Annotated in this window: 22 protein-coding genes; 13 read left to right on the forward strand and 9 right to left on the reverse strand. The window is 67.1% G+C overall.

Annotated elements, in window-relative coordinates:
• From atpA to ACR652_RS03775, 4 genes are all read left to right on the forward strand, one after another.
• A partial coding sequence (atpA, locus tag ACR652_RS03760; RefSeq protein WP_434505184.1) for a F0F1 ATP synthase subunit alpha occupies positions 1–1456 on the forward strand: 1456 nt, incomplete at its 5' end.
• Positions 1457–1534: 78 nt separating this feature from the next.
• Positions 1535–2416: a F0F1 ATP synthase subunit gamma gene (locus ACR652_RS03765; protein WP_434505185.1), complete on the forward strand. Its 882-nt coding sequence runs from the start codon at positions 1535–1537 to the stop codon at positions 2414–2416.
• A 25-nt stretch (positions 2417–2441) separates the two neighbouring features.
• Positions 2442–3875 (forward strand): F0F1 ATP synthase subunit beta, encoded by a 1434-nt coding sequence (gene atpD / locus ACR652_RS03770; RefSeq protein ID WP_434505186.1) that lies wholly within the window; start codon positions 2442–2444, stop codon positions 3873–3875.
• A gap of 123 nt (positions 3876–3998) precedes the next feature.
• Positions 3999–4400, forward strand: coding sequence for a F0F1 ATP synthase subunit epsilon (locus ACR652_RS03775; RefSeq protein WP_434505187.1), 402 nt, complete (start codon positions 3999–4001; stop codon positions 4398–4400).
• 41 nt (positions 4401–4441) lie between these two features.
• On the opposite strand, the gene ACR652_RS03780 is transcribed toward ACR652_RS03775, so the two are convergent.
• From ACR652_RS03780 to glyA, 8 genes are all read right to left on the reverse strand, one after another.
• Positions 4442–5683, reverse strand: coding sequence for a cyclic nucleotide-gated ion channel (locus ACR652_RS03780; RefSeq protein ID WP_434505188.1), 1242 nt, complete (start codon positions 5681–5683; stop codon positions 4442–4444).
• A complete protein-coding gene (gene alaS, locus ACR652_RS03785; protein ID WP_434505189.1) occupies positions 5680–8349 on the reverse strand; it encodes an alanine--tRNA ligase in 2670 nt (889 codons plus the stop codon). Before alaS ends, ACR652_RS03780 begins: the two co-directional genes overlap by 4 nt.
• A gap of 245 nt (positions 8350–8594) precedes the next feature.
• Positions 8595–9668, reverse strand: coding sequence for a recombinase RecA (gene recA / locus ACR652_RS03790; protein WP_434505190.1), 1074 nt, complete (start codon positions 9666–9668; stop codon positions 8595–8597).
• A 160-nt stretch (positions 9669–9828) separates the two neighbouring features.
• A complete protein-coding gene (locus ACR652_RS03795) occupies positions 9829–10593 on the reverse strand; it encodes a class I SAM-dependent methyltransferase (protein ID WP_434505191.1) in 765 nt (254 codons plus the stop codon).
• A 66-nt stretch (positions 10594–10659) separates the two neighbouring features.
• Positions 10660–11391, reverse strand: a complete 732-nt coding sequence (locus tag ACR652_RS03800; RefSeq protein WP_434505192.1) for a pirin family protein — start codon at positions 11389–11391, stop codon at positions 10660–10662.
• A 251-nt stretch (positions 11392–11642) separates the two neighbouring features.
• Positions 11643–12116, reverse strand: coding sequence for a DUF1348 family protein (locus ACR652_RS03805; RefSeq protein WP_434505193.1), 474 nt, complete (start codon positions 12114–12116; stop codon positions 11643–11645).
• Positions 12113–13303, reverse strand: coding sequence for a GNAT family N-acetyltransferase (locus ACR652_RS03810; RefSeq protein ID WP_434505194.1), 1191 nt, complete (start codon positions 13301–13303; stop codon positions 12113–12115). The genes ACR652_RS03805 and ACR652_RS03810 overlap by 4 nt, the downstream gene beginning before the upstream one ends.
• 26 nt (positions 13304–13329) lie before the next feature.
• A complete protein-coding gene (glyA, locus tag ACR652_RS03815) occupies positions 13330–14589 on the reverse strand; it encodes a serine hydroxymethyltransferase (protein ID WP_434505195.1) in 1260 nt (419 codons plus the stop codon).
• Positions 14590–14827: 238 nt separating this feature from the next.
• Between glyA and ACR652_RS03820 the strand changes: the two genes are divergently transcribed.
• From ACR652_RS03820 to phoB, 8 genes are all read left to right on the forward strand, one after another.
• Positions 14828–15895, forward strand: a complete 1068-nt coding sequence (locus tag ACR652_RS03820; protein WP_434505196.1) for a lysylphosphatidylglycerol synthase domain-containing protein — start codon at positions 14828–14830, stop codon at positions 15893–15895.
• Positions 15896–15902: 7 nt separating this feature from the next.
• A complete protein-coding gene (locus ACR652_RS03825; RefSeq protein ID WP_434505197.1) occupies positions 15903–16955 on the forward strand; it encodes an ATP-binding protein in 1053 nt (350 codons plus the stop codon).
• A gap of 168 nt (positions 16956–17123) precedes the next feature.
• The gene (pstS, locus tag ACR652_RS03830) at positions 17124–18167 is read left to right on the forward strand and encodes a phosphate ABC transporter substrate-binding protein PstS (RefSeq protein ID WP_434505198.1); all 1044 of its coding nucleotides are present in this window, start codon (positions 17124–17126) and stop codon (positions 18165–18167) included.
• Between the two features lie 237 nt (positions 18168–18404).
• Positions 18405–19394, forward strand: a complete 990-nt coding sequence (pstC, locus tag ACR652_RS03835) for a phosphate ABC transporter permease subunit PstC (protein WP_434505199.1) — start codon at positions 18405–18407, stop codon at positions 19392–19394.
• A 12-nt stretch (positions 19395–19406) separates the two neighbouring features.
• The gene (gene pstA, locus ACR652_RS03840) at positions 19407–20243 is read left to right on the forward strand and encodes a phosphate ABC transporter permease PstA (protein ID WP_434505200.1); all 837 of its coding nucleotides are present in this window, start codon (positions 19407–19409) and stop codon (positions 20241–20243) included.
• A 3-nt stretch (positions 20244–20246) separates the two neighbouring features.
• Complete coding sequence (gene pstB / locus ACR652_RS03845; protein WP_434505201.1) at positions 20247–21029, forward strand: phosphate ABC transporter ATP-binding protein PstB; 783 nt, start codon at positions 20247–20249, stop codon at positions 21027–21029.
• A gap of 13 nt (positions 21030–21042) precedes the next feature.
• Positions 21043–21756 (forward strand): phosphate signaling complex protein PhoU, encoded by a 714-nt coding sequence (gene phoU / locus ACR652_RS03850; RefSeq protein WP_434505202.1) that lies wholly within the window; start codon positions 21043–21045, stop codon positions 21754–21756.
• On the forward strand, positions 21753–22499 hold the full coding sequence (gene phoB / locus ACR652_RS03855; protein ID WP_434505203.1) for a phosphate regulon transcriptional regulator PhoB: 747 nt from the start codon (positions 21753–21755) through the stop codon (positions 22497–22499). The genes phoU and phoB overlap by 4 nt, the downstream gene beginning before the upstream one ends.
• An 85-nt stretch (positions 22500–22584) precedes the next feature.
• Here the strand turns inward: phoB and ACR652_RS03860 are convergent, their stop codons facing one another.
• Positions 22585–23139, reverse strand: coding sequence for a GcrA family cell cycle regulator (locus ACR652_RS03860; protein ID WP_434505204.1), 555 nt, complete (start codon positions 23137–23139; stop codon positions 22585–22587).
• 525 nt (positions 23140–23664) lie between these two features.
• Here ACR652_RS03860 and ACR652_RS03865 point away from each other — a divergent pair.
• The coding region (locus tag ACR652_RS03865) for an aminotransferase class III-fold pyridoxal phosphate-dependent enzyme (protein ID WP_434505205.1) at positions 23665–24217 on the forward strand (553 nt) is incomplete at its 3' end.

Here is a 24217-nt window from a genome sequence, read left to right on the forward strand (position 1 = left end):
GGAGACCGGCACGGTGCTCACCGCCGGTGACGGTATCGCGCGTGTGTACGGCCTCTCCGGCGCGATGGCCGGCGAGCTCCTCGAGTTCCCGGGCGGCCTCATGGGCCTCACGCTGAACCTCGAGGCCGACAACGTCGGCGCGGCGCTCTTCGGCGAGTCGACGGGCATCAAGGAAGGCGCGACGGTCAAGCGCACGAACCGCATCATGGAGGTCCCCGTCGGTGAGGCCGCCATCGGTCGCGTCGTGAACTCGCTCGGCATCCCGATCGACGGCAAGGGCCCGATCGAGACGCCGCACCGCCGCCGCGTGGAGATCAAGGCGCCGGGCATCCTCCAGCGCCAGCCGGTCAAGGAGCCGCTCCAGACGGGCATCAAGGCGATCGACAGCATGGTCCCGATCGGCCGCGGTCAGCGCGAGCTCATCATCGGCGACCGCCAGACCGGCAAGACCGCCATCGCGCTCGACACCATCCTGAACCAGAAGTCGCTGAACGGCGAAGGCGCGCCGGAGAGCCAGAAGCTCTACTGCGTCTACGTCGCCGTCGGCCAGAAGCGTTCGACCGTCGCCCAGTTCGTGAAGGTGCTCGAGGAGCGCGGCGCGCTGGAATATTCGATCATCGTCGCGGCCACGGCCTCCGATCCGGCCCCGATGCAGTTCCTGGCGCCCTTCGCCGGCTGCGCCATGGGCGAATATTTCCGCGACAACGGCATGCACGCCGTGATCATCTATGACGATCTGTCCAAGCAGGCCGTCGCCTACCGCCAGATGTCGCTGCTGCTGCGCCGTCCGCCGGGCCGCGAAGCCTATCCGGGCGACGTCTTCTACCTGCACTCCCGCCTGCTCGAGCGCGCCGCCAAGCTCAATGACGATCGCGGCGCCGGGTCGCTGACGGCGCTGCCGGTCATCGAGACGCAGGCCAACGACGTGTCGGCCTACATCCCGACGAACGTGATCTCGATCACCGACGGCCAGATCTTCCTGGAGACGGACCTGTTCTACCAGGGCATCCGCCCGGCCGTGAACGTCGGTCTGTCGGTGTCGCGCGTCGGCTCCTCGGCGCAGACCAAGGCCACCAAGAAGGTGGCCGGCAAGATCAAGGGCGAACTCGCGCAGTATCGCGAAATGGCCGCCTTCGCGCAGTTCGGCTCGGACCTCGACGCGGTGACGCAGCGCCTGCTGAACCGCGGCGCGCGCCTCACCGAGCTCCTGAAGCAGCCGCAGTTCTCGCCGCTGAAGATGGAAGAGCAGACCTGCGTGATCTACGCCGGCGTCAACGGCTATCTGGATCCGCTCCCGGTCAACCGCGTCCGCGCCTTCGAGGATGGCCTCCTGGCCCTGCTGCGCACGCAGCACGCCGATATTCTGGAGAGCATCCGCTCCACGAAGGACCTCCCCGGCGAGACCGAGGCGAAGCTCAAGAGCGTCGTCGAGACCTTCGCGAAGTCCTTCGCGTAATGTCAGTCCCCTCTCCCCGTGAACGGGGAGAGGGGGAAACGCCTCCCCGGGCGCGAACTCTCAAAAAGAAGCACGCTCATGCCCTCGTTGAAGGATCTTCGAAACCGGATTTCTTCCGTCAAGGCGACGCAGAAGATCACCAAGGCCATGCAGATGGTCGCGGCGGCCAAGTTGCGTCGCGCGCAGACGGCGGCCGAGGCCGCGCGTCCCTACGCCGAGCGCATGGAAGCGGTGCTCGCCAATCTCGCCGCCGGCGTCTCCACCGGCGGCCCCCAGCTTCTCGCCGGCAATGGCAGGGATGACGTGCATCTGCTCGTCGTCGCCACCGCCGAGCGCGGCCTCTGCGGCGCCTTCAATTCCTCGATCGTGCGCCTCGCGCGCGAGCACATCCAGCGCCTGCAGGGTCAGGGCAAGACGGTCAAGATTCTCTGCGTCGGCAAGAAGGGCTACGACCAGCTCCGCCGCCAGTACGAGAAGGAGATCGTCGAGCTGATCGAGCTGCGCGGCCTGAAGACCATCGGCTTCGAGAACGCGGACGAGATCGGCAAGAAGATCATCGCGATGTTCGAGGCGGGCGACTTCGACATCGCGACGCTGTTCTTCTCGAAGTTCAAGTCGGTCATCGCGCAGCTTCCGACGGCGCAGCAGCTCATCCCGGCGCAGATCGCCGCGAACGAGAACGCGCCCGCTCAGGAAGGCCCGCAGCCTTCCTACGAGTATGAGCCCGGCCAGGACGAGATTCTCTCGGAGCTCCTGCCGCGCAACATCTCGGTGCAGGTGTTCCGCGCGCTGCTCGAAAACGCCGCCTCCGAACAGGGCGCGCGCATGAGCGCGATGGACAACGCCACGCGCAACGCCGGCGACATGATCCGCAAGCAGACGACCCTCTACAACCGGTCGCGCCAGGCGATGATCACCAAGGAACTGATCGAAATCATCTCGGGCGCCGAAGCGCTCTGATCGTTAAAAGAGACGAGGACGTAAAATGGCTAACAAGCCCACGGGCCGCATCACCCAAGTCATCGGCGCCGTCGTCGACGTGAAGTTCGACGGCCACCTGCCCGAGATTCTCAACGCGCTGGAAACCTCCAACCAGGGTCAGCGTCTCGTTCTCGAGGTCGCCCAGCACCTCGGCGAGAACTCGGTCCGCACCATCGCCATGGACACCTCCGAGGGTCTGACCCGCGGTCAGGAAGTCACCGACACCGGCGCCCCGATCACGGTTCCGGTCGGCGAGGAGTTGCTCGGCCGCATCATCAACGTCATCGGCGAGCCGGTGGACGAGGCCGGTCCGGTCAAGTCGAGCGGCATGCGCGCCATCCATCAGCCGGCGCCCTCCTACGCCGAGCAGGCGACGGAAGCGCAGATCCTCGAGACGGGCATCAAGGTCGTCGACCTGCTGGCGCCTTACGCCAAGGGCGGCAAGATCGGCCTGTTCGGCGGCGCGGGCGTCGGCAAGACCGTGCTCATCATGGAGCTCATCAACAACGTCGCCAAGGCGCACGGCGGTTATTCCGTGTTCGCCGGCGTCGGCGAACGCACCCGCGAAGGCAACGACCTCTATCACGAAATGATCGAGGGCAACGTCAACAAGAAGCCCGTCAACGGTTCGACCGCCGGTTCGAAGTGCGCGCTGGTCTATGGTCAGATGAACGAGCCGCCGGGCGCCCGCGCCCGCGTCGCGCTGACCGGCCTGACCGTCGCCGAAGAGTTCCGCGACAAGGGCCAGGACGTGCTCTTCTTCGTCGACAACATCTTCCGCTTCACCCAGGCGGGTTCGGAAGTGTCCGCGCTTCTCGGCCGCATTCCCTCGGCGGTGGGCTATCAGCCGACGCTCGCGACCGACATGGGCATGCTTCAGGAGCGCATCACCACGACGACCAAGGGTTCGATCACCTCGGTGCAGGCCATTTACGTGCCGGCCGACGACTTGACCGACCCGGCCCCGGCCACCTCCTTCGCCCATCTGGACGCCACGACCGTGCTGTCCCGCTCCATCGCGGAGAAGGGCATTTATCCGGCCGTCGATCCGCTCGACTCGACCTCGCGCATGCTTTCCCCGGCCATCGTCGGCGAAGAGCATTACGACGTCGCCCGCAAGGTGCAGTCGACGCTTCAGCGCTACAAGTCGCTGCAGGACATCATCGCGATCCTGGGCATGGACGAGCTTTCCGAAGAGGACAAGCTGGTCGTCGCCCGCGCCCGCAAGATCGAGCGCTTCCTGTCGCAGCCGTTCCACGTCGCCGAAGTCTTCACCGGCTCGCCGGGCAAGCTCGTGTCGCTCGCCGACACGATCAAGGGCTTCAAGGGCCTGGTGGACGGCGAATACGATCACCTCCCCGAGGCCGCCTTCTACATGGTCGGCAACATCGAAGAGGCGATCGAAAAGGCCGCCAAGCTCGCCAAGGAAGCGGCGTAGCCCGTTCAACGCACCGGACATGGGGCGGCGACCCGCCGCCCCTGGCCCTGATACCCCAGACAGATGGCCGGCCTCGTTCCGGCCATTCGCGCGCGTGACGCTTTAAAGCCGCCGGAGACTCACATGGCCGCATTCCACTTCGAACTCGTCTCTCCCGAAAAGCTTTTGTTCTCGGGCGACGTCGAAAGCGTGGTCGCGCCGGGCGCCGAGGGCCAGTTCACGGTCCTCAAGGATCACGCCCCCGTCATGACGACGCTGAAATCCGGCGTGGTGACCATCGCCGGCAATGACGGCAAGGTCGAGAAACTCTTTGTGCGCGGCGGATTCGCGGATGTGAACGCCGGCGGTTTCACAATTCTCGCCGAACTCGCGCTCTCGCTGGCGGAGATCGACGCGGCCCGGCTCGACGCCGATATCAAGGACGCCCGCGAGGACGTCTCCGACGCCAAGACCGACGAAGCGCGCCGCGCCGCGAGCGACAAGCTCGCCCAGCTCGAGGAGATGCGCGCCGCCATCGGCGCGTGATCCGTCCGGGCTGGCCCCTTTCCCTTTGAAGGGGCCAGGTCCTATTTCGCGAAGTTTTCCGACGCGCCGTTGCGTTCCTGCAGTTCCGCTTCGAGAAGATCGCCTCTCTGCTGACCGGGCGCCATGTCGCGCCGGGTCTCGGCCACCTCCCGAATGCAGTCGCCGATTTCCGGATTGCGCAGGATGAGCGTCTGGAGATCGAAGGCGTCGAGCGCAAGAAGCTTGGTCGGCTCCATGGCGCGAACGTTGGCCGTTCGCAGCGTCTTGTGGAGAATGGCCATTTCCCCGAAGAACTGCCCCACGCCGAGCCGGACGCTCTTGCCGGGCAATTCAATTTCGACCTCGCCCTCGGCGATGAAATACATGGACTGGGCCAGATCGCCGCGCCGCACGATCAGCGCGCCGGCCGGCACCGACTGGGCGCTGAGATAGCGCATGATTTCCGCGATGTTCGACGCGTCCATTGTGCGAAACAAGGGCACGCTGGCCACCATGCTCCAGGTGACGACGAATTCGCGCCGATGGATTTCCTCGGCGAAGGCGGTGGCGACGATGCCGACCGGAAGGCCGAGCATCACATAGCCGGTCACCATGGTGACGGAGGCGATCAGCCGGCCCGCGAGGGTGACGGGCGTCACGTCGCCATAACCCACCGTGGTGATCGTCACGATCGCCCACCACATGGCGGAAGGAATGGAGCCGAAGGCCTCCGGCTGGGTCTCTTGCTCGGCAATGTGAATGGCGGTCGCGGAGAACAACACCGCGCCGAAGAGGAGAATCGCGGAGGCTCCGAGCGCCTTGCGTTCCGCCTCCATGACCGCGACGAGCGTGCGGATGCCGGCGGAGTAGCGCGCGAGTTTGAAGAAGCGCAGCAGCCGGAACAGGACCATCACGCCCAAGTCGGCGGAGATGAAGAACGACAGATAAAGCGGCAATATGGTCAACAGGTCGATCACCGCCGACCAGGAGGTCACGAAGGCGAGGCGCGCGACGAGCGGGCTGCGGTCCGAATAGGGGGTGTGGTCCGGCGCGGACCACAGGCGTAGCAGATATTCGATCGTAAAGCAGGCGACCGCGACGCGTTCGACGCCGAGGAACCACGGGCTGAAGCGCCGGTAGTCATGCACAGACTCGAGCACGACGCACAGGACGGAGAGCGCGACCAGACCGATCAAGCCGCGATGCACCAGCCGCGTCATGCGGTCATTGGCGCCTCCGTCGAGAACGACATGAACGCGCCGCCGCAGCCGAAAGTACCAGCCGGGTCTCTCCTCCGTCGTCACTGCGCCGCCTTGGCCCGAACCGCGTCTTCGATCGAGGCCAGGGCCTGATCGATCGCGGCGGCGTTGGGCCCGCCGGCCTGGGCGAGGTCCGGGCGACCGCCGCCGCCCTTGCCGCCCAGCGCCGCGCTGGCGGCGCGGACGAATTCCACGGCGCTGTATTTTTCCGTGAGGTCGTCGGTCACGCCCACCACAATGCCGGCCTTGCCGTCCGGCGAGGCGCTGGCGAAGGCGACGATCCCCGAGCCGAGGCTCTTCTTGGCGTCGTCGACGAGCGATTTGAGATCCTTGGCGTCGATGCCCTCGACCGCGCGGGTCAGGAGCTTGACGCCCGCCACGTCGCGGGCCTCGGAGCCCGACCCATTGCCGGAGCCGCCGCCCATGGCCAGCTTGCGCTTGGCTTCGGCGAGTTCGCGCTCGAGCCGTTTGCGCTCGTCCATGAGCTGGGCAAGCCGGTTCGGCGCCTCCTCGATCGGCGCGCGCATCTGGGCGGCGATGTCCTGCAGCGCCCGCGACTGGCTGACGAGATGAAGGCGCGCGCCCTCGGCGGTGCGCGCCTCGATGCGCCGCACCCCCGACGCCACCGCGCCCTCCGAGACGATGGTCAGGAGGCCGATGTCGCCCGTGCGCGCGACATGGGTGCCGCCGCAAAGCTCGACCGAAAAAGCGTGATGGACGCCCGGATCGGGCCGCCCCATGGAGACGACGCGCACCTCGTCGCCATATTTCTCGCCAAACAGCGCGCGCGCGCCCGAGTCGATCGCCTCGTCCTGCGCCATCACCCGCGTATCGACCGGGGCGTTGTCCTGGATGATCTCGTTGGCGAGCGACTCGACTCGGTTGAGCTCTTCCTCGGTGAGGGGTTTGGGATGGGTGAAATCGAAGCGCAGACGCTCGGGCGCGACGAGCGAGCCCTTCTGGGCGACGTGATCGCCCAGCACCTGACGCAGCGCCTCGTGCAGGATATGCGTCGCGGAGTGATTGGCGCGCGTCGCCCGACGCCGGTCGTGCGCGACGTCGAGTTCGAGCGCCAGGCCGGGGACGATCTCGCCCTCTTCCACGACGCCCTCATGCACGATCACGTCGCCGAGCTTCTTGAGCGTGCTCTCGACGCGGAAACGCAGATTCCTGGCGCGGATGACGCCCACGTCCCCCACCTGACCGCCGGATTCGCCATAAAACGGCGTCTGGTTGAGCAGAAGGGCGCCGCGCTGGCCCTCTTTCAGCACAAAGGCCTCGGCGCCGTCATGCACGATCGCCGTCACCACGCCTTCGCTTCTCTCCGTGTCGTAGCCGAGGAACTCGGTGGCGCCGAGGCGCTCGCGCAAGGCGAACCAGAGGGTCTCCGTCGCCGTCTCGCCCGATCCCGCCCAGGCCTTGCGGGCCTCGGCGCGCTGGCGCTCCATGGCGGCGTTGAACGTGTCCTTGTCGACGGCGATGCCGCGCGGGCGCAGCGCGTCCTCGGTGAGATCGAGTGGAAAACCATAGGTGTCGTAGAGCTTGAACGCGGTCTCGCCGGAGAATTTGGCGCCCTGCGACAGGCCGGCGGTCTCTTCGTCCAGAATGGCGAGGCCGCGGGCGAGCGTGGCGCGGAAGCGGGTCTCTTCGGTCTTCAGCGTATCGACGATGAGCGCCTGCGCGCGAAGGAGCTCCGGATAGGCCTGGCCCATTTCCGCGACGAGCGTCGGCACGAGCCGCCACATCAGCGGATCGCGCGCGCCCAGGATCTGCGCATGGCGCATGGCGCGGCGCATGATCCGGCGCAGCACATAGCCGCGGCCTTCGTTGGAGGGGGTCACGCCGTCGGCGACGAGGAAGGACGAGGCGCGCAGATGGTCGGCGATGACGCGATGGCTCGCCGCCTGCGGTCCATTGACGGGCGCGCCGGTCAGCTCCGCCACCACGCCGGTCAGCGCGCGGAACAGGTCGATCTCGTAATTGGAGGTGACGCCCTGCATCAGCGCGGCGATGCGCTCGAGCCCCATGCCGGTGTCGATCGAGGGGCGCGGCAGCGGCGCGCGCTGGCCGGGCGCCACCTGCTCATATTGCATGAAGACGAGGTTCCAGAACTCCAGGAAGCGGTCGCCATCCTCGTCCGGGCTGCCGGGCGGGCCGCCGGCGAGCTGCTCGCCCTGATCGAAGAAGATTTCCGAGCAGGGGCCGCAGGGGCCGGTCTCGCCCATGCTCCAGAAATTGTCGGATGAGGAAATGCGGATGATGCGGCTGTCGTGAAAGCCCGCGATCTTCTTCCACAGGTCGTAGGCCTCGTCGTCGTCGTGATAGACGGTGACGAGAAGGCGATCGACCGGCAGCGCGAATTCCCTGGTGATCATCCCCCAGGCGAGTTCGATCGCGCCTTCCTTGAAATAATCGCCAAAGGAGAAATTGCCGAGCATTTCGAAGAATGTGTGGTGCCGCGCGGTATAGCCGACATTGTCGAGGTCATTGTGCTTGCCGCCGGCGCGCACGCATTTCTGCGCCGAGGCCGCGCGGGCCTGATGGCGCTTTTCCACGCCGGTGAACACATTCTTGAACTGGACCATGCCCGCATTGGTGAACATGAGGGTCGGGTCATTGTGCGGGACGAGTGGAGACGACGCGACCTTCTCATGTCCGTTGCGAACGAAATAGTCGAGGAAGGCGGAGCGTATCTGGTTGACGCTGCTCATTTTGCGTCTCTCTCAAGGTGACCGGAGACTGCCGGTCATATGGTGAAAGGGTCAAGGAGGCGGAAGGCCGCCCGCGCCGCTGGACGCGGCGGTGGGAGCGGCGCTTGGCCCGTCGTCGCGGATATGCCAGTCCGCAGGCCGTTCGGCAATGAAAAAGGCCCGCGACGCGGGCCTTTGGATGGCTCTCAAGCCAGATCGCGCCGTCGCTTTTGGCGGCGGCCGGAGCAGCGGCGAAACCAGCAACGCTACTCGCCGCCGTCCTCGTCAGGGCCTCCGGCGTCGAGAATCTTCTCGGCGATGAGTCCCGCGTTCTCGCGGATGGTCTGCTCGATGCGGGCGGCGGCGTCCGGATTCTGCCGCAGGAAGGCCTTGGCGTTTTCCCGCCCCTGACCGAGCCTCTGGCTGTCATAGGAGAACCACGCTCCCGATTTCTCCACCACCCCCGCCTTGACCCCGAGGTCGATCAATTCGCCGACCTTGGAGATGCCCTCGCCATACATGATGTCGAACTCCACCTGCTTGAAGGGCGGCGCGACCTTGTTCTTGACCACCTTGACGCGGGTCTGGTTGCCCGTCGTTTCATCGCGCTCCTTGATCGCGCCGATGCGGCGGATGTCGAGGCGCACGGAGGCGTAGAATTTCAGCGCATTGCCGCCCGTGGTGGTCTCGGGCGAGCCATACATCACGCCGATCTTCATGCGGATCTGATTGATGAAGATGACGAGCGTGTTGGAGCGGGAGATCGAGCCGGTGAGCTTGCGCAGCGCCTGGCTCATCAGGCGCGCCTGCAGGCCGGGCTGCACCTCGCCCATTTCGCCCTCGATCTCGGCGCGGGGCGTGAGCGCGGCGACCGAATCGACGACGAGCACGTCGACCGCCCCGGACCGCACCAGCGTGTCGGTGATCTCAAGCGCCTGTTCGCCCGTGTCGGGCTGGGAGATCAGCAATTCGTCGAGATTGACGCCGAGTTTGCGGGCGTAGACCGGATCGAGCGCATGTTCGGCGTCGACGAAGGCGCAGACGCCGCCGAGCTTCTGGGCCTCGGCGATCACATGCAGCGTCAGCGTGGTCTTGCCCGAGGATTCCGGCCCATAGATTTCGACGACGCGGCCGCGCGGCAGGCCGCCGACGCCCAGCGCAATGTCGAGGCCGAGCGAGCCCGTCGAAATGGTCTCGATCTCGACGGCCTTCTGATTCTTGCCGAGCCGCATGATCGAGCCCTTGCCGAAGGCGCGCTCGATCTGCGACAGGGCGGCGTCCAGCGCCTTGGTCTTGTCCACGGACGTTCCTTCCACGAGGCGGAGGTTGGCTTGGCTCACGGCTTGAAATCCCTTCTGACATGATTTGGCGGCGGCGGGCAACGGCTCGGCATGCAGCATGCGCGACGCGCATTGTGCATGATTTGTTCTCAAAGCCAAGTTCTTTTTTCGTTCCCGTCTGTGTACATTGCTGGAGGCGGCGGCCCGGGCAGGCGCGGTGTCAGAACGCCTTGTAGCCGCAGCGCAGATGCAGGGGGACGGCGAGGGGGAGCGGCGGCGGCCTGTCGCGCCACGCCCTGGCGAGCGCCTCGTCGACGAGCGCCAGCGGGTCCCGCCCGTGGCGGTCGCGATATCTGGAAACGGCCGACCAAGTCGAAAGGAAGCGCGAAAGATCGGCGGGCGATTCGGCGATGGCGGTGGTGAAGGCCGGAGGCTCCAGCTCCGGAAAGGGGAAGGGCAGATCACGATAGCCGCTGAAGTAAAGCGGCGCGGTCGCCCCCCAGAAGGGGCCGAGGATGTCGGTCTTGAGCCGCTCCAGCACGGCGTCGAGCGCCGGCGCGCCGGTCCACGGCCAGTCGTAGGTCCAGGCCGCGACGAGACCTCCCGGCTTCAGCGCCCGGGCGGCGTTCCGGTAGAAGCGCGGCAGGTCGAACCAGTGCAGCGAGCAGGCGCAGGCGATCAGATCGACCGTCCCGTCGAGTCCGGGGTCGTCTTCCGCGGCGGCCAGGCGCCACTCGATATTGGCGCGGCGCGGGGCCAGCGCGAGCTGGCGCGGGTCGCGCTCCGTGGCGAGCACCCTGCCGAAATGGCGCGCGAGACCTGTTGCCGCCTGTCCGCTGCCGGCGCCGCAGTCCCAGGCGAGGCCGCGCGCGGGCGCCGCCGCAGCAAGCCATGCGAACAGGGCTTCGGGATAGTCCGGCCGGTAGGCCAGATAATCCCCGGCGTTTCCGCCGAAATGCAGGGAGGGGCCGGGGTCCGCGCGCAACTGATCTTTCCGTAAGGCCGCCGCCTCGCTGCGGCGGCGGCAGACTCGGGCGCCCGAGCGGCGTCGTCAATCGGGGACCCGCGGCCCGGCTCCCTCCATGGCCATGTCGAAGAGGAGCGCCTCCGCCCCGCTGGCGCCGTCGAGACGCAATTCGCCGGGGCCCGTCGCGGCGAGGCCGTCGCCGGCTTCGAGCCGCGCGCCATTCACGGCGAGGGCGCCGCGCGCGACCTGAACCCAGGCGCCGCGCCCCTCCGCCAGCCGATGCCGGATCGTCTCGCCTGCCTCCAGCCGCGTCGCATAGACGGTCGCGTCCCGATGAAGGGTGAGGGCCCCGTCGCGCCCGTCGGGGCTGGCGATCAGGCGCAGCCGCCCGCGCATCTCCTCCGGCGGGAACCGCTTCTGCTCATAGCCCGGCGCGAGCCCCTCCCGTTCGGGGAGAATCCAGATTTGCAGGAAGTGGGCGGGTTCGCTGTCGGAGGCGTTGTATTCGCTGTGGCGCGCGCCGGTTCCGGCGGTCATGCGCTGCACGTCGCCCGGGCGCACCACGCCTTCCGCCCCGGTGCTGTCCCTGTGGGCGAGGCCGCCGTCGAGCACATAGGAAATGATCTCCATGTCGCGATGCGGATGGGTCGGAAAGCCGCCGCCGGGCGCGACGCGGTCCTCGTTGATCACCCGCAACGGGCCGAACCCCATATGGTCGGGGTCGACATAGGCGCCGAAGGAGAAGCTGTGGCGGCTGTCGAGCCAGCCGAAATTGGCCGCGCCGCGTTCGGCCGCCTTGCGGATCGTCGTCTGCATCGGTCTTTCCCTTCCCGCGACCGGCTCCGCCCGGAGCTGGTCTTCTGCCGGGGAGATAATCAGTTTCCGGCAATCGGGGAGGGGCGGCCGCGAATCCGGCGGAGGGCAGGAAACAGACGACCCGCCCCCAGGGGATTGCATGCCGGGAGGCGGGTCGCAAGTTGCTCTCTGTTGCGCAGGGTTAACGCAGAGGCGCAGATATGGTTCCACCAAATCCGCAAAAGATGCGCTCCAGCCTGTTATGGCGACGATCACAGGCCCAGCGCCGAGAGGCCGGGATGGTCCGCCGGGCGCGGGCCGAGCGGCCAGCGATATTTGCGGTCAGCTTCCCGGATCGGCTGATCATTGATGCTGGCGTAACGCAGCCGCATCAGCCCGTTGTCGTCGAACTCCCAGTTCTCATTGCCGTGAGAGCGAAACCAGTTTCCCGAGTCGTCGCGCCATTCATAGGCGAAGCGCACGGCGATGCGGTTGTCGGCGAAGGTCCACATTTCCTTGATCAGCCGATACTCGAGCTCGCGCGCCCATTTTCGCCTCAGGAAGTCCACGATCTCGGCGCGGCCGACGGGAAATTCGGCGCGATTGCGCCAGCGGCTGTCGATCGTATAGGCCAGCGCGACGCGTTCGGGATCGCGGGTGTTCCAGGCGTCCTCGGCCATGCGCACTTTCTGTCTCGCCGTCTCCGCGGTGAAGGGCGGCAGGGGCGGGCGTTGCGTCTCGCTCATGGCGTCGTCTCCTCATTGGTCTTGCGAAATGGCAGGGAAGCTTCCTGTTCGGCGATGATCGCGTCGAGCGCCGCCCGCTCGCGCCGGCAGTAGTCGTCGATCGCGGCGTGAAATCCCCGGTCGGCGAAGTCATGCGCGGACCAGGTGAGAACGGGGCGATAGCCGCGCGCGAGCTTGTGCTCGCCCTGCGCGCCCGCCTCCACGCGCCGGTAGCCATGACGGATGGCGAAGTCGATCGCCTGATAATAACAGACCTCGAAATGCAGAAAGGGCCGGTCGACCAGCGCGCCCCAGTTGCGGCCATAGATGGCGTCGTCGCCGAGAAAATTGATCGCGCCGGCGACATAGTCCCGGCCGTGCCGCGCCATGACGAGCAGAATGCGATCGGCCATCGCCGCGCCGACGAGATCGAAGAAGGCGCGCGTCAGATAGGGACGGCCCCATTTGCGCGCCCCGGTGTCCATGTAGAAGGCGAAGAAGGCGTCCCAATGGGCGGGGGTCAGCTCGGCGCCGGTGAGCCGCTCGATGGCGAGCCCGTCGCAGAGCGCCTCGCGCCTCTCGCGCCGGATCGCCTTACGTTTGCGGGCGGCGAGCGTCTCCAGAAAATCGTCGAAGTCGCGGTAGCCTTCGTTGAGGAAATGAAACTGTTCGCCGCCGCGCAGGACGAAGCCGCTGCGCTCCAGCGCCCGCGCGTCGGCCTGCGTGGGAAAGGCGACGTGAATCGAGGACGCGCCCGCCGCCTGCCGCAGGCCGCGCATCGCCCCGATCAGCGCCTCCCGCGCGCCCTCGGGCGCATCGCGCGAGACGAGGAGACGCCGCCCGGTCACGGGGGTGAAGGGCGCCGCGACCTGAAGCTTCGGATAGTAGCGCCCGCCCGCGCGCTCATAGGCCTGCGCCCAGCTCTGATCGAAGACATATTCGCCCAGGCTGTGCGATTTGAGATAGGCCGGCGCGCAGGCGACGAGCCGGCCGCCCGCGTCCTCCACCAGCACATGGACCGGCGACCAGCCGGTTTTGCGCCCCACCGAGCCGGATTGCTCCAGCGCGAACAGGAAGGCGTGCGACACGAAGGGATTGAAGCGCTCGCCGTCGAAAGGCGCGCCGGAGGGATTGGCGCAGGCGTCCCAATGCTCCGCCTCGACGCTGCCGAGCGAGGAGACGATACGCGCTGAGAGTGTCGAAGCCATGAGCGCCGCGGTTTGCTGTTCGAGCCCTAGTAAATAGGAAAGGCGCGACAGAGCGCCAGCGCTTCCGCGCGCGTTCGCGCGATCGCCGCCGCGTCGGCCGGATCGCGCAGGATGTCCGCGATCCAGTCGCCAATCCTCGCGAAATCCTCCGGGCCGAATCCGCGCGTGGTTCCGGCGTTGCTGGAGAGCCGCAGACCCGAGGGCGCTTCCGGCGGGCGCGGATCGAAGGGGATCAAGTTCTTGTTGACGGCGAGGCCAGCCTTTTCCAGCGCTTTGGCGGCGACGTCGCCCGTGACGCCGGCGGCGCCGAGATCGACGAGCATCAGCCCCATGTCCGTGCCGCCCGTGACGATCCGCAGGCCGCGGGCCTGCAACCGCGCCGCGAGGGCGCGCGCATTGGCGAGAACCGCCTCATTGTAGGCCCGAAACCCCGGCTGCAGCGCCTCGCCGAGACAGGCCGCCTTGCCGGCGACCGCATGCAGCATCACCGAGCCCTGCACGCCGGGGAAAATCCCGGCGTTGATGCGTTTCGAAAGCGCCTCGTCGTTCCACAACACCAGACCGCCGCGCGCGCCGCGAAGGGATTTGTAGGTGGTCGTGGTCACGACATGCGCATGCGGGAAGGGGTTCGGGTAAAGCCCGGTCGCGACCAGCCCGGCGAAATGCGCCATGTCGACGAGAAGGACGGCGCCCACTTCTTCGGCGACGGCGCGCAAGGCCGCGAAGTCATTGACGCGCGGATAGGCCGAGCCGCCCGCGACGATCATCTTCGGCCGCGTCGCGCGGGCGCGGGCGCGGACGTCGTCGAGGTCGACCCTCTCCGTGGCGCGGCTGACGCCATAGGATGCGATCCTGTAGTCGCGCCCCGTGAGCGTCGCCGGATGCCCGTGGCTGATATGGCCGCCGGCGGCGACGTCCATGGACAGAATGGCGTCGCCGAGGGTCAACAGACCCAGAAAGACGCCAGCGTTGGCGTTGGAGCCCGAATGCGGCTGCGCATTGGCGAAGCGGCAGCCGAACAGTTTCGTGGCCCGTTCGACGGCCAGCGCCTCGATCGCGTCGGCGAATTGCGCGCCGCCATAATAACGCGCGTAGGGAGCGCCCTCGACGGTCTTGTTGGTGAGGACGGACCCCTGCGCCGCCAGCACGAGGCGCGAAACGATGTTTTCCGAGGCGATCAGCTCGATCCCGTCGCGCTGGCGGGCCAGCTCGCCGTCGATGGCGGCGGCGAGCTCGGGATCGGCGTCGAGGCCTCTGGTGAAAAAATCCTCGGGCGGATGCGGCATGGGGGCTCCGTGCTGGCCTGCGCTGGGACGCACCTTACGCGTCGCGTCGCGTCGCGTCATGGGCGGCGCGCAGCCGCGGCCGTGGCCGGCGCCCCAGGGGGCGTTGCACGGGTCCCTCCTGGAGCGCGGCTTGACTCGCGGCGTCAGGCTCCCAAGCTAGGGAAAGCCCGCGTCATGCTGCCGTCATGTTTTTGCCGATGGAGTCGACGCGCGCGCCAAACGCGCCGTAACGAGTCGCATGATGCAGGAAGACGAGGACCTCGCCATTTCATCACAACCGGGCCTGCCCGCCGTGGTCGCGCGCAAGACATTCTTCGAGGCGTTGCGGGAGCGCCTGCCGCGCGGCGCGCTTCATATCCTCGGGGCGCTCGCCAGCGTCGGCCTTTTCGCGCTCGCGGCGTCTATTCTGGCGAATGTTCTCTCCACGATCAGCTTCGCGGACGTCGTCGAGGCGGTGAAGGGGACGAGCGCGGGGCAGATTTTCGCGGCGCTGCTGTTCACGGCGCTCTCCTATGTCGCGCTGACCGGCTACGACATCTCGGCGCTGCGGCAAATCCGCTGCAGCGCGCCCTATCGCGTGGTCGCGCTCGCGTCTTTCGCCAGCTACGCCATCGCCTTCAACCTCGGTTTTCCCATCGTCACCGGGGCCGCCGTCCGCTACTGGATCTACGCACGCGTGCGGATGACCGCATTGCAGGTCGCCAATGTCACGGTGATCACCGGCGTCACATTCTGGCTCGGCATGACGGCGGTGATCGGTTTCACGCTGGTGAAGGCGGCCGAGCCGCTCGCCGGGCTCGACCATCTGCCAGTGGCCATGCATATGGCGGCGGGCGTTCTGGTGCTCGCGGGCGTCGCGGGCTATTGCGCCTGGGTGGCGCTGGAGCCGCGCCGCATCCGCCTGCGCGGCCATGTGCTGGAGCTGCCGGGGCCGGGGTCGACCCTCGCCCAGCTCGCCGTCGGCGCCGCCGATCTCTGCGCCGCGGCGGCCGCGCTCTATGTGCTGCTGCCGGCGGGCGTCGATCTGAATTTCATGGCCTTCCTCGCGGTCTATGTCTTCGCCTGCATCCTGGGCGTCATCAGCCATGCGCCGGGGGGCATCGGCGTCTTCGAGGCGACGATGCTGAACGCTCTGCCGGGCGCCTCGCAGGGAAGCGTGCTCGCCGCGCTGCTGCTGTTCCGGGTGCTCTATTATTTCGTCCCCTTCATCGTCGCCCTCGCCGTACTCGGCGCCGATGAGGGGCGCCGCCGCTGGGACGCCCTGCGCGAGGCCGTCGCGCGGATCATCGAAAACCGCGCGTCCTGACGCCGCCATGAAGACCAGCCCGCAGCCGCAATGGCCCTCCGAGGACATGCTCGGCCCGGTGATCGAGGCGCTCCCCGAGCCCGTCTTCGTGATCGACGCCGAGACCCACGCCCTCGCCTTCAACGCCGCGGCGCGGGCTCTGGCGCCCGCGCTGCGCCTGGGCGAACCCCTCTCGCGCAGCCTGCGCTCGCCGGACATGCTCGACGCCGCCATGCGCGTCGTCGCGGGCGGCGAGGCGGAAAAGGCGGCATGGGTGGAGCGCCTGCCGGTGGAGCGCTGGTTCGAGGCGCATATCGCGCCCGTGCGCTTTCCCGGCTCTCGCACGGCCGCGATGATCAGCCTGCGCGATCTGACCGAGGCGCATCGGGTCGAGCGCATGCGGGTGGATTTCGTCGCCAACGCCAGCCATGAATTGCGCACCCCGCTCGCCTCGCTCCTGGGCTTCGTCGAAACCTTGCAGGGGCCCGCGAAGAACGATGAAAAGGCGCGCGACCGGTTTCTGGGCATCATGCGCGAGCAGGCGCAGCGCATGGCCCGCCTCATCGACGATCTGCTGTCGCTCTCCCGCATCGAGCAGCACATGCATGTGCGTCCGGTGGAGGCGGTGGATTTCACCGTGCTCGTCGCCCATATCGTCGACACGCTCATGCCCATGGCGGAGGAAAACGGCGTGCCGCTCGCGCTCGATCTCGCGCCCAATGTCATAGTGCCGGGAGACCGCGACGAGTTGGCGCGGATCGTCGAGAACCTGATCGAAAACGCGCTGAAATACGGCTGCGCCGAACATGCGTCGCAGCCCGTCGAAATCTCGCTCGCCCGCAGCGGCGCGAGCGCCGTCTTCTCGGTGCGCGATCACGGTCCCGGCATTCCGCAGGAGCACATTCCCCGTCTCACCGAGCGCTTCTACCGCGTCGACGCCGGCAAGAGCCGCGCGAAAGGCGGGACGGGGCTCGGACTGGCCATCGTCAAGCACATCGTGCTGCGCCATCGCGGCCGGCTCGTCATCGAGTCCGCGCTCGGCGAGGGCGCGCTCTTTCGCGTCACCCTGCCGGCCGCCTGACCCCGCGCCCGGCGGTCTGTGATCAACCTATTGAAATATAATCAACTCTATTGTCATAATCCTGTTGTCCAACTGTCACAAAACCCTCTTGCCCCGCCGCTAGAACCCAGCTTGACAGGCGCCGGACGCGCTTATCGTCACTCATTCACGAGCTGAAAGCGATCTTGCATGATCTCCAGACTTCTCACGCGCGCCGCGGTTGCGGCGACGGCCTTTGTGGCCCTTGCCGGTTCGGCTCTGGCGCTGGACATTTCCGGCGCGGGCGCGACCTTCCCCTATCCGATCTACGCCAAATGGGCGGAGACCTATAAGAAAGAGACCGGCAACGGCCTCAATTACCAGTCGATCGGCTCCGGCGGCGGCATCAAGCAGATCAAGGCCCGCACCGTGACTTTCGGCGCCTCGGACCAGCCGCTCAAGGCGGAGGATCTGCAGGCCGCCAATCTCATCCAGTGGCCGCAGGTGATCGGCGGCATCGTGCCGGTGGTCAATCTCGACGGGGTGACGCCGGGCGAACTCGTCCTCGACGGCCCGGCGCTGGCGAAGATCTTCCTCGGCGAGATCACGAGCTGGGACGACGCGGCCATCAAGAAGCTCAATCCGAAGGTCAAGCTGGCGGCGACGCCCATCGTCGTGGTGCATCGCTCCGACGGCTCGGGCACGACCTTCAACTTCACCAATTACCTGTCCAAGGTCTCCGAGGACTGGAAGACCAAGGTCGGCGAGAATTCGGCCGTGGAATGGCCGGCGGGTCTCGGCGCCAAGGGCAATGAGGGCGTGGCCAACAATGTCGCCAACACCAAGGGCGCCATCGGCTATGTCGAATACGCCTACGCCAAGCAGAACAAGCTGACCCACACGAAGATGATCAACGCCGCCGGCAAGGTCGTGGCGCCGGGCGTCGACAGCTTCCAGGCCGCCGCCGCCAGCGCCGATTGGGCGAAGGCGCCGGGCTTCTACCAGATCATCACCAATGAGCCGGGCGCCAAGTCCTGGCCGATTTCGGCGGCGACCTTCATCCTGCTGCCGAAGGACTCCAAGGACGAAGCCGCCACCGGCGAGGCGCTGAAGTTCTTCGGCTGGGCCTTCGCCAGCGGCGCCAAGCAGGCGGAAGAGCTCGATTACATCCCGATGCCCAAGCCGGTCGTCGAGCTCATCAAGAAGAGCTGGAACGAGGTCAAGGGCGCCGACGGCAAGCCGCTGGCGCACTGAGCCGGAAGGTCTCCTCCCCATCCCTCCCCCGCTCGCGCGGGAGAGGGCGCGGGGCGCGGCCTTCATCGAGAGCGCTGATCACGAACGTCCCTCTCCCGCAAAAGGGGGGAGGGACAAAGAGGGCCTCTCACGCGCAAGCTGGTTGCGGCCGGTTCCACGGCGGCCCAAAATCAGCCGCCGACACCATGAGAGACCCCAATGAACACCGAGCCACGCGCGGAAGGCGGAGCGACTGACATGTCCGATATTGCGATGGAAAGCGGGGCCGATCGCGCGACCGTCCAGGACCGCGCGCGGGCGCTGGCGGGCGTCGCCTTCGCCGACCGCCTGTTCCATCAGCTCACGCGCGCGTCGGCGATCATCGTGCTGATCATCCTCGGCGGCGTCATCGTCTCGCTCATCCACGGTTCGCTGCCGGCGATGCGCGCCTTCGGATTTGGCTTCCTGACCTCGCAGGCGTGGAACCCCGTCACCGAGGCGTTTGGGGCGATGCCGGCGGTTTACGGCACGATTGTCACCTCCACGATCGCCATGCTGATCGCCGTGCCCGTCGGGCTCGGGATCGCAACCTTCCTCACCGAGCTCTGCCCGCATCCCTTGCGCCGCCCGATCGGCGTCGCCATCGAGCTGCTCGCGGGCATTCCCTCGATCATCTACGGCGTGTGGGGCCTCTTCGTCTTCGCGCCCTTCGTCCAGACCTGGGTGCAGCCGCATCTGATTTCGCTCTTTGGCGACGTGCCGGTCCTCTCGGCGCTGTTCGCCGGCCCGCCCTATGGCATCGGCATGCTCACGGCGAGCTTCATCCTCGCGATCATGGTGTTGCCCTTCATCGCCTCCATCTCGCGCGACGTCTTCGCGACCGTGCCGCCGGTGCTGAAGGAGGCGGCGACGGGCATTGGCTGCACCACCTGGGAAATGATGCGCTATGTGGTTTTGCCCTATACGCGCGTCGGCGTGATCGGCGGCGTCATGCTCGCGCTCGGGCGCGCGCTCGGCGAGACGATGGCGGTGACCTTCGTCATCGGCAATGCGCACAAGGTGTCGCCGTCGCTGCTCGCGCCGGGCACGACGATCTCCGCCACCATCGCCAATGAATTCACCGAGGCCGTGGGCGACATCTATACGTCGGCGCTGATCGAGCTCGGCCTCATCCTTTTCGTTCTCACCTTCATCGTCCTGGCGATCGCGCGTTACATGCTGATGCGCATGGACCGGAACGCAGCCTGACGGGAGGCGGACATGTCGCTCTACGCCACGCGCCAGAAGCGCAATTCCTTCGCCACCGCCCTCGCCTGGGCGGCCGCGCTGTTCGGACTCGCCTGGCTCTTCCTGATCCTCGGATCGCTGGTCTTCCAGGGCCTGCGCGGTCTCTCCCCGGCGGTGTTCACCGAAATGACGCCGCCGCCGGGCAGCCGCGGCGGTCTGCTCAACGCCATCGCCGGATCGCTTGTGCTGACGGCGATCGGCGTCGCCATCGGCGCGCCGCTCGGCCTGCTCGCCGGCACCTATCTCGCCGAATATGGCCGGGGAACGAAGCTGGCGATGGTCGTGCGGTTCGTCAACGACATCCTGCTCAGCGCGCCCTCGATCGTCATCGGCCTTTTCGTCTACACGATCCTCGTCGCGCCGATGGGCCATTTCTCCGGAATATCGGGCGCGGTGGCGTTGTCGCTTCTCGTCGTCCCGGTCGTGCTGCGCACCACGGAAGACATGCTGCTATTGGTGCCGGGCTCCATGCGCGAGGCGGCGGCGGCCCTGGGCGCGCCGCGGTCGGTGATCATCGCGCGCGTCGCCTATCGCGCGGCGAAGGCGGGCATTGTGACGGGTGTGCTGCTCGCCGTGGCGCGCATCTCCGGCGAGACGGCGCCGCTGCTCTTCACCGCGCTCAACAACCAGTTCTGGAGCACCGACCTCAACGCGCCCATGGCGAGCCTGCCGGTCGTCATCTTCCAGTTCGCCCTCTCGCCATACAAGGACTGGCAGCAGCTCGCCTGGACGGGCGCGCTGCTCATCACCCTCGCCGTGCTCACCCTCTCCATCGTCGCCCGCGCCCTGAGCGCCGGCCGCAGGAAGTGATTCATGAACGTCGCCGCACACGCCCATCAGCAAACGCCGAAGGTTTCGGTCCGCGGACTGGACTTCTTCTATGGCCGAAACCACGCGCTCAAAAACATCTCGCTGACGCTGCGCGCCAACAAGGTGACGGCCTTCATCGGCCCGTCGGGCTGCGGCAAGTCCACGCTGCTGCGCGTGCTGAACCGCATGTATGATCTCTATCCCGGCCAGCGCGCCGAGGGAGAAGTCCTGCTCGACGGCGAGAACATTCTCGATCCGGCCGTCGACGTGAACGCCCTGCGCGCCCGCGTCGGCATGGTGTTCCAGAAGCCGACGCCCTTCCCGATGACGATCTACGAGAACATCGCCTTCGGCATCCGGCTCTATGAGAAGCTCTCGCGCGCCGACATGGACGCGCGCGTCGAGGAGGCGCTGCGCGGCGCGGCGCTCTGGGACGAGGTGAAGGACAAGCTGCACACGAGCGGGCTCGGCCTCTCGGGCGGCCAGCAGCAACGCCTGTGCATCGCGCGCAGCGTCGCCGTGCAGCCGGACGTCATTCTCTTCGACGAGCCCTGCTCGGCGCTCGACCCGATCTCCACCGCGAAAGTGGAGGAGCTGATCGAGGAACTCGCCGCGCAATATACGATCGCTATCGTCACCCACAACATGCAGCAGGCGGTGCGCGTCTCCGACGATACCGCTTTCATGTATCTCGGCGAGCTCGTCGAGTTTGGCGACACGGACGAAGTCTTCAACAAGCCGCGCGAGAAGCGCACCCAGGATTACATCACCGGCCGCTTCGGGTGAGGAAGGACGAGAAATGAGCGAACATATCGTCAAGTCCTACGACCGCGATCTCGAGGCGCTTGGCCGCCGCATTTCCGAGATGGGCGGCGTCGCGGAAAAAATGCTGTCGGAAGCCATGGACGCTCTGTCCACGCTCGACGTCGAGCTCGCCCGTCGCGTGGTGGCGAGCGACGCGCGTCTCGACGCGCTCCAGCGCGAGATCGAGGAAAGCGCGGTTCTGACCATCGCGCGGCGCCAGCCGCTCGCGATCGACCTGCGGGAATGCATCGCCGCGATCCGCATTTCCGGGGACATCGAGCGGATCGGCGATCTCGCCAAGAACATCGCCAAGCGCACGCTGAAGATCGCGGGCGAGGCGCGGCTGCCGCGTGGCATGGTCGGGCTCAAATCCATGCATGAAATCGCCGCGACGCAGCTCAAGGACGCGCTCGACGCCTATGCGCTGCGCGACGTCGAACGCGCCCGCGCCGTGTGGGAGAACGACGCCGATCTCGACGCGCTGGAAGATTCCGTGTTTCGCGACCTGCTCACCTTCATGATGGAAGACCCGCGCAACATCTCCTTTTGCACCCATCTGCTCTTCTGTTCGAAGAACCTCGAACGCATCGGCGACCACACGACGAATATTTCCGAAACCGTCGTCTATGTCGTCACCGGCCAGGCCATGCCGACCGAGCGCCCGAAATCACGCGGGCTCGGCGGCGCGGAGAATGACGCCTCGCAATGAACGACACCATTGACCAGACCCTGACCCGCGAGATCCGTGGCGACCGCCCGCCGCGCATTCTCGTCGTCGAGGACGAAGTCCCGCTCGCGACCCTGCTCGTCTACAATCTCGAAGCCGAGGGCTATCAGGTCGAGCATGTCGACAATGGCGACGAGGCGGAGCTGCGCATCGCCGAGTCGCCGCCCGATCTGTTGCTGCTCGACTGGATGCTGCCGGGCGTGTCGGGGCTCGAAATCTGTCGGCGCCTGCGCGCCCGCGACATCGCGAGAGACATGCCGATCATCATGCTCACCGCGCGCGGAGAGGAGGCCGAGCGCGTGCGCGGTCTTTCGGTCGGCGCCGACGACTATGTCGTCAAGCCGTTTTCGACGCCGGAGCTGATGGCGCGCGTGCGCGCGCTCCTGCGCCGCGCCCGCCCCGAGCGCGTCGCCTCGAAGCTGACGGCGGGCGACATCGACCTCGACCGCGACACGCGACGCGTGCGCCGGTCGGGACGGGAAATTCATCTCGGCCCGACGGAGTTCCGGCTTCTGGAATATCTCATGGAGAAGCCGGGACGCGTCTTCACGCGCGCGCAGCTTCTCGACAGCGTCTGGGGCATGTCGGCGGAGATCGACGAGCGGACGGTCGACGTCCATGTCGGGCGCCTGCGCAAGGCGCTGATCCGGGGCCGCGAGAAAGACCCGATCCGCACCGTGCGCGGTTCGGGCTACTCTTTTGATGAGACGTTTGGGCGGGACTGAGCACGTCCATGGACGAAGGCCGGCGCCTGACTCCCTCGCCCGCGCAGAGGGTTGGGGAGGGGGTCTTTCCCGCTCCCCGAACAGGTCACGCGTAACGCGGCGCGCGCAGCGCCTCGCGGGCGCGGCGGCGATCCTGCGCCGGCTGATAGGCGACGCGCGCGTGGTGGGCGCAGTACGGCCCGCCGCCGATCGGCGAATGCGCCCCGCAGAAGCGGAAATCCGGAGTCGTCGGGTCGCCCATGGGCCAGCGGCACATGGACTCGCGCAACTCCATCAGCGTCACGCGTTCGGACATCGGAATGACCACTTCCTCATTCGGGGTCACGCGGGCGACGACCATCGTCTGCGGCGCGAAGGCCAGCGCGACATTGCCGTGAACCGCATGCCCGCCGACGGATCGCGGGGCCACGGTCGGGGCGGCGGTCACGACCACCGTCTGCTGGGGACGCGGCGCCTTGGCAGGGCGCGGCCGCGACGCCGCGGCGGTCTTTGCGCGCTCGGCGAGGCCGAGGCGATGGATTTTGCCGATAACGGCGTTGCGGGTGATGCCCGGACCCAGTTCGGCGGCCACCTGGCTCGCACTGAGGCCGTCGCTCCATAGTTTGCGCAACAGCTCGACGCGTTCGTCGGTCCAAGACATGTGTACTGACCTCCAAAGGTCGGTTCGAGCGGTCTTTGGCAAAACGCAGCCATGCGCCGCGCCGGGACGACCGACGGCGTGAGACCCACATCGAAACTCGAGAAGCGCCATGCGGGTGAAAAACGCGTCCGCACCGGCGAGAAAACGTGACGACCCTTTTGAATCACGGGTGCGAGTCGCTGGCAAGCAGAAGGGGGCGTTCTACACAGGGTTTCGTTCGCTTTAGCGGACAGGTGTGGCGCGGGCGACTCACCTGACGCGCTTTCTCGAATGTCAAGCTCTGTTTCGCAAGGCGATGGCGATGGCGATGGCGAAGGCGATGGCGGTGCGGGCGCGGCGGCGAGGGGCCAGTGGCCGGCCCGGCGAGGATGCAGGGAGCCATGCGGCCGCTTCGCCCGCGCCCGGATTTGACCGCGGGCGCTCGCGCGCCTAAAATCAACGCTTCAAATTGCCGCCCCGCAACGGGCGGCGCTTTGTTTTTGGGGCCCTGCCGGGCGCGGGTCCCCGTGGGCTTGGAGCACTCTTTTGACGTCTGCGCTCTATCCGACCTATGCGCGGGCCGACATCGCCTTTTCACGGGGCGAAGGGCCGTGGCTGATCGCCGAGAACGGCGACCGCTATCTCGACTTCGCCTCGGGCGTCGCCGTTCTGTCGCTGGGTCACGACCATCCGCATCTGGTCGCGACGCTGAAGGCCGCGGCCGAGAAACCCTGGCACGTCTCCAATCTTTTCCGCATCCCGCAGGCCGAGCGCCTGGCCGAGCGTCTGGTCGACGCCACTTTCGCGGATGTCGTCTTCTTCGCCAACTCCGGCGCCGAGGCCGTCGAATGCGCGATCAAGACCGCGCGCAGATATCATGCGGCCAATGGCGAGCCGCAGCGTTACCGGCTGATCACCTTCGAGGGCGCCTTTCATGGCCGCACGCTCGCGACGATCGCCGCCGGCGGCCAGGCAAAGCATTTGGAGGGATTTGGGCCTGCGACCGAGGGCTTCGACCAAGTCAAAGCGGGCGACATCGGCGCCGTCGAGGAGGCCATCGGCCACGCTACCGCCGGGATCCTGATCGAGCCGATCATGG

Origin of the sequence: Methylocystis sp. (assembly GCF_051061225.1) — a bacterium.
Lineage (GTDB): Bacteria > Pseudomonadota > Alphaproteobacteria > Rhizobiales > Beijerinckiaceae > Methylocystis.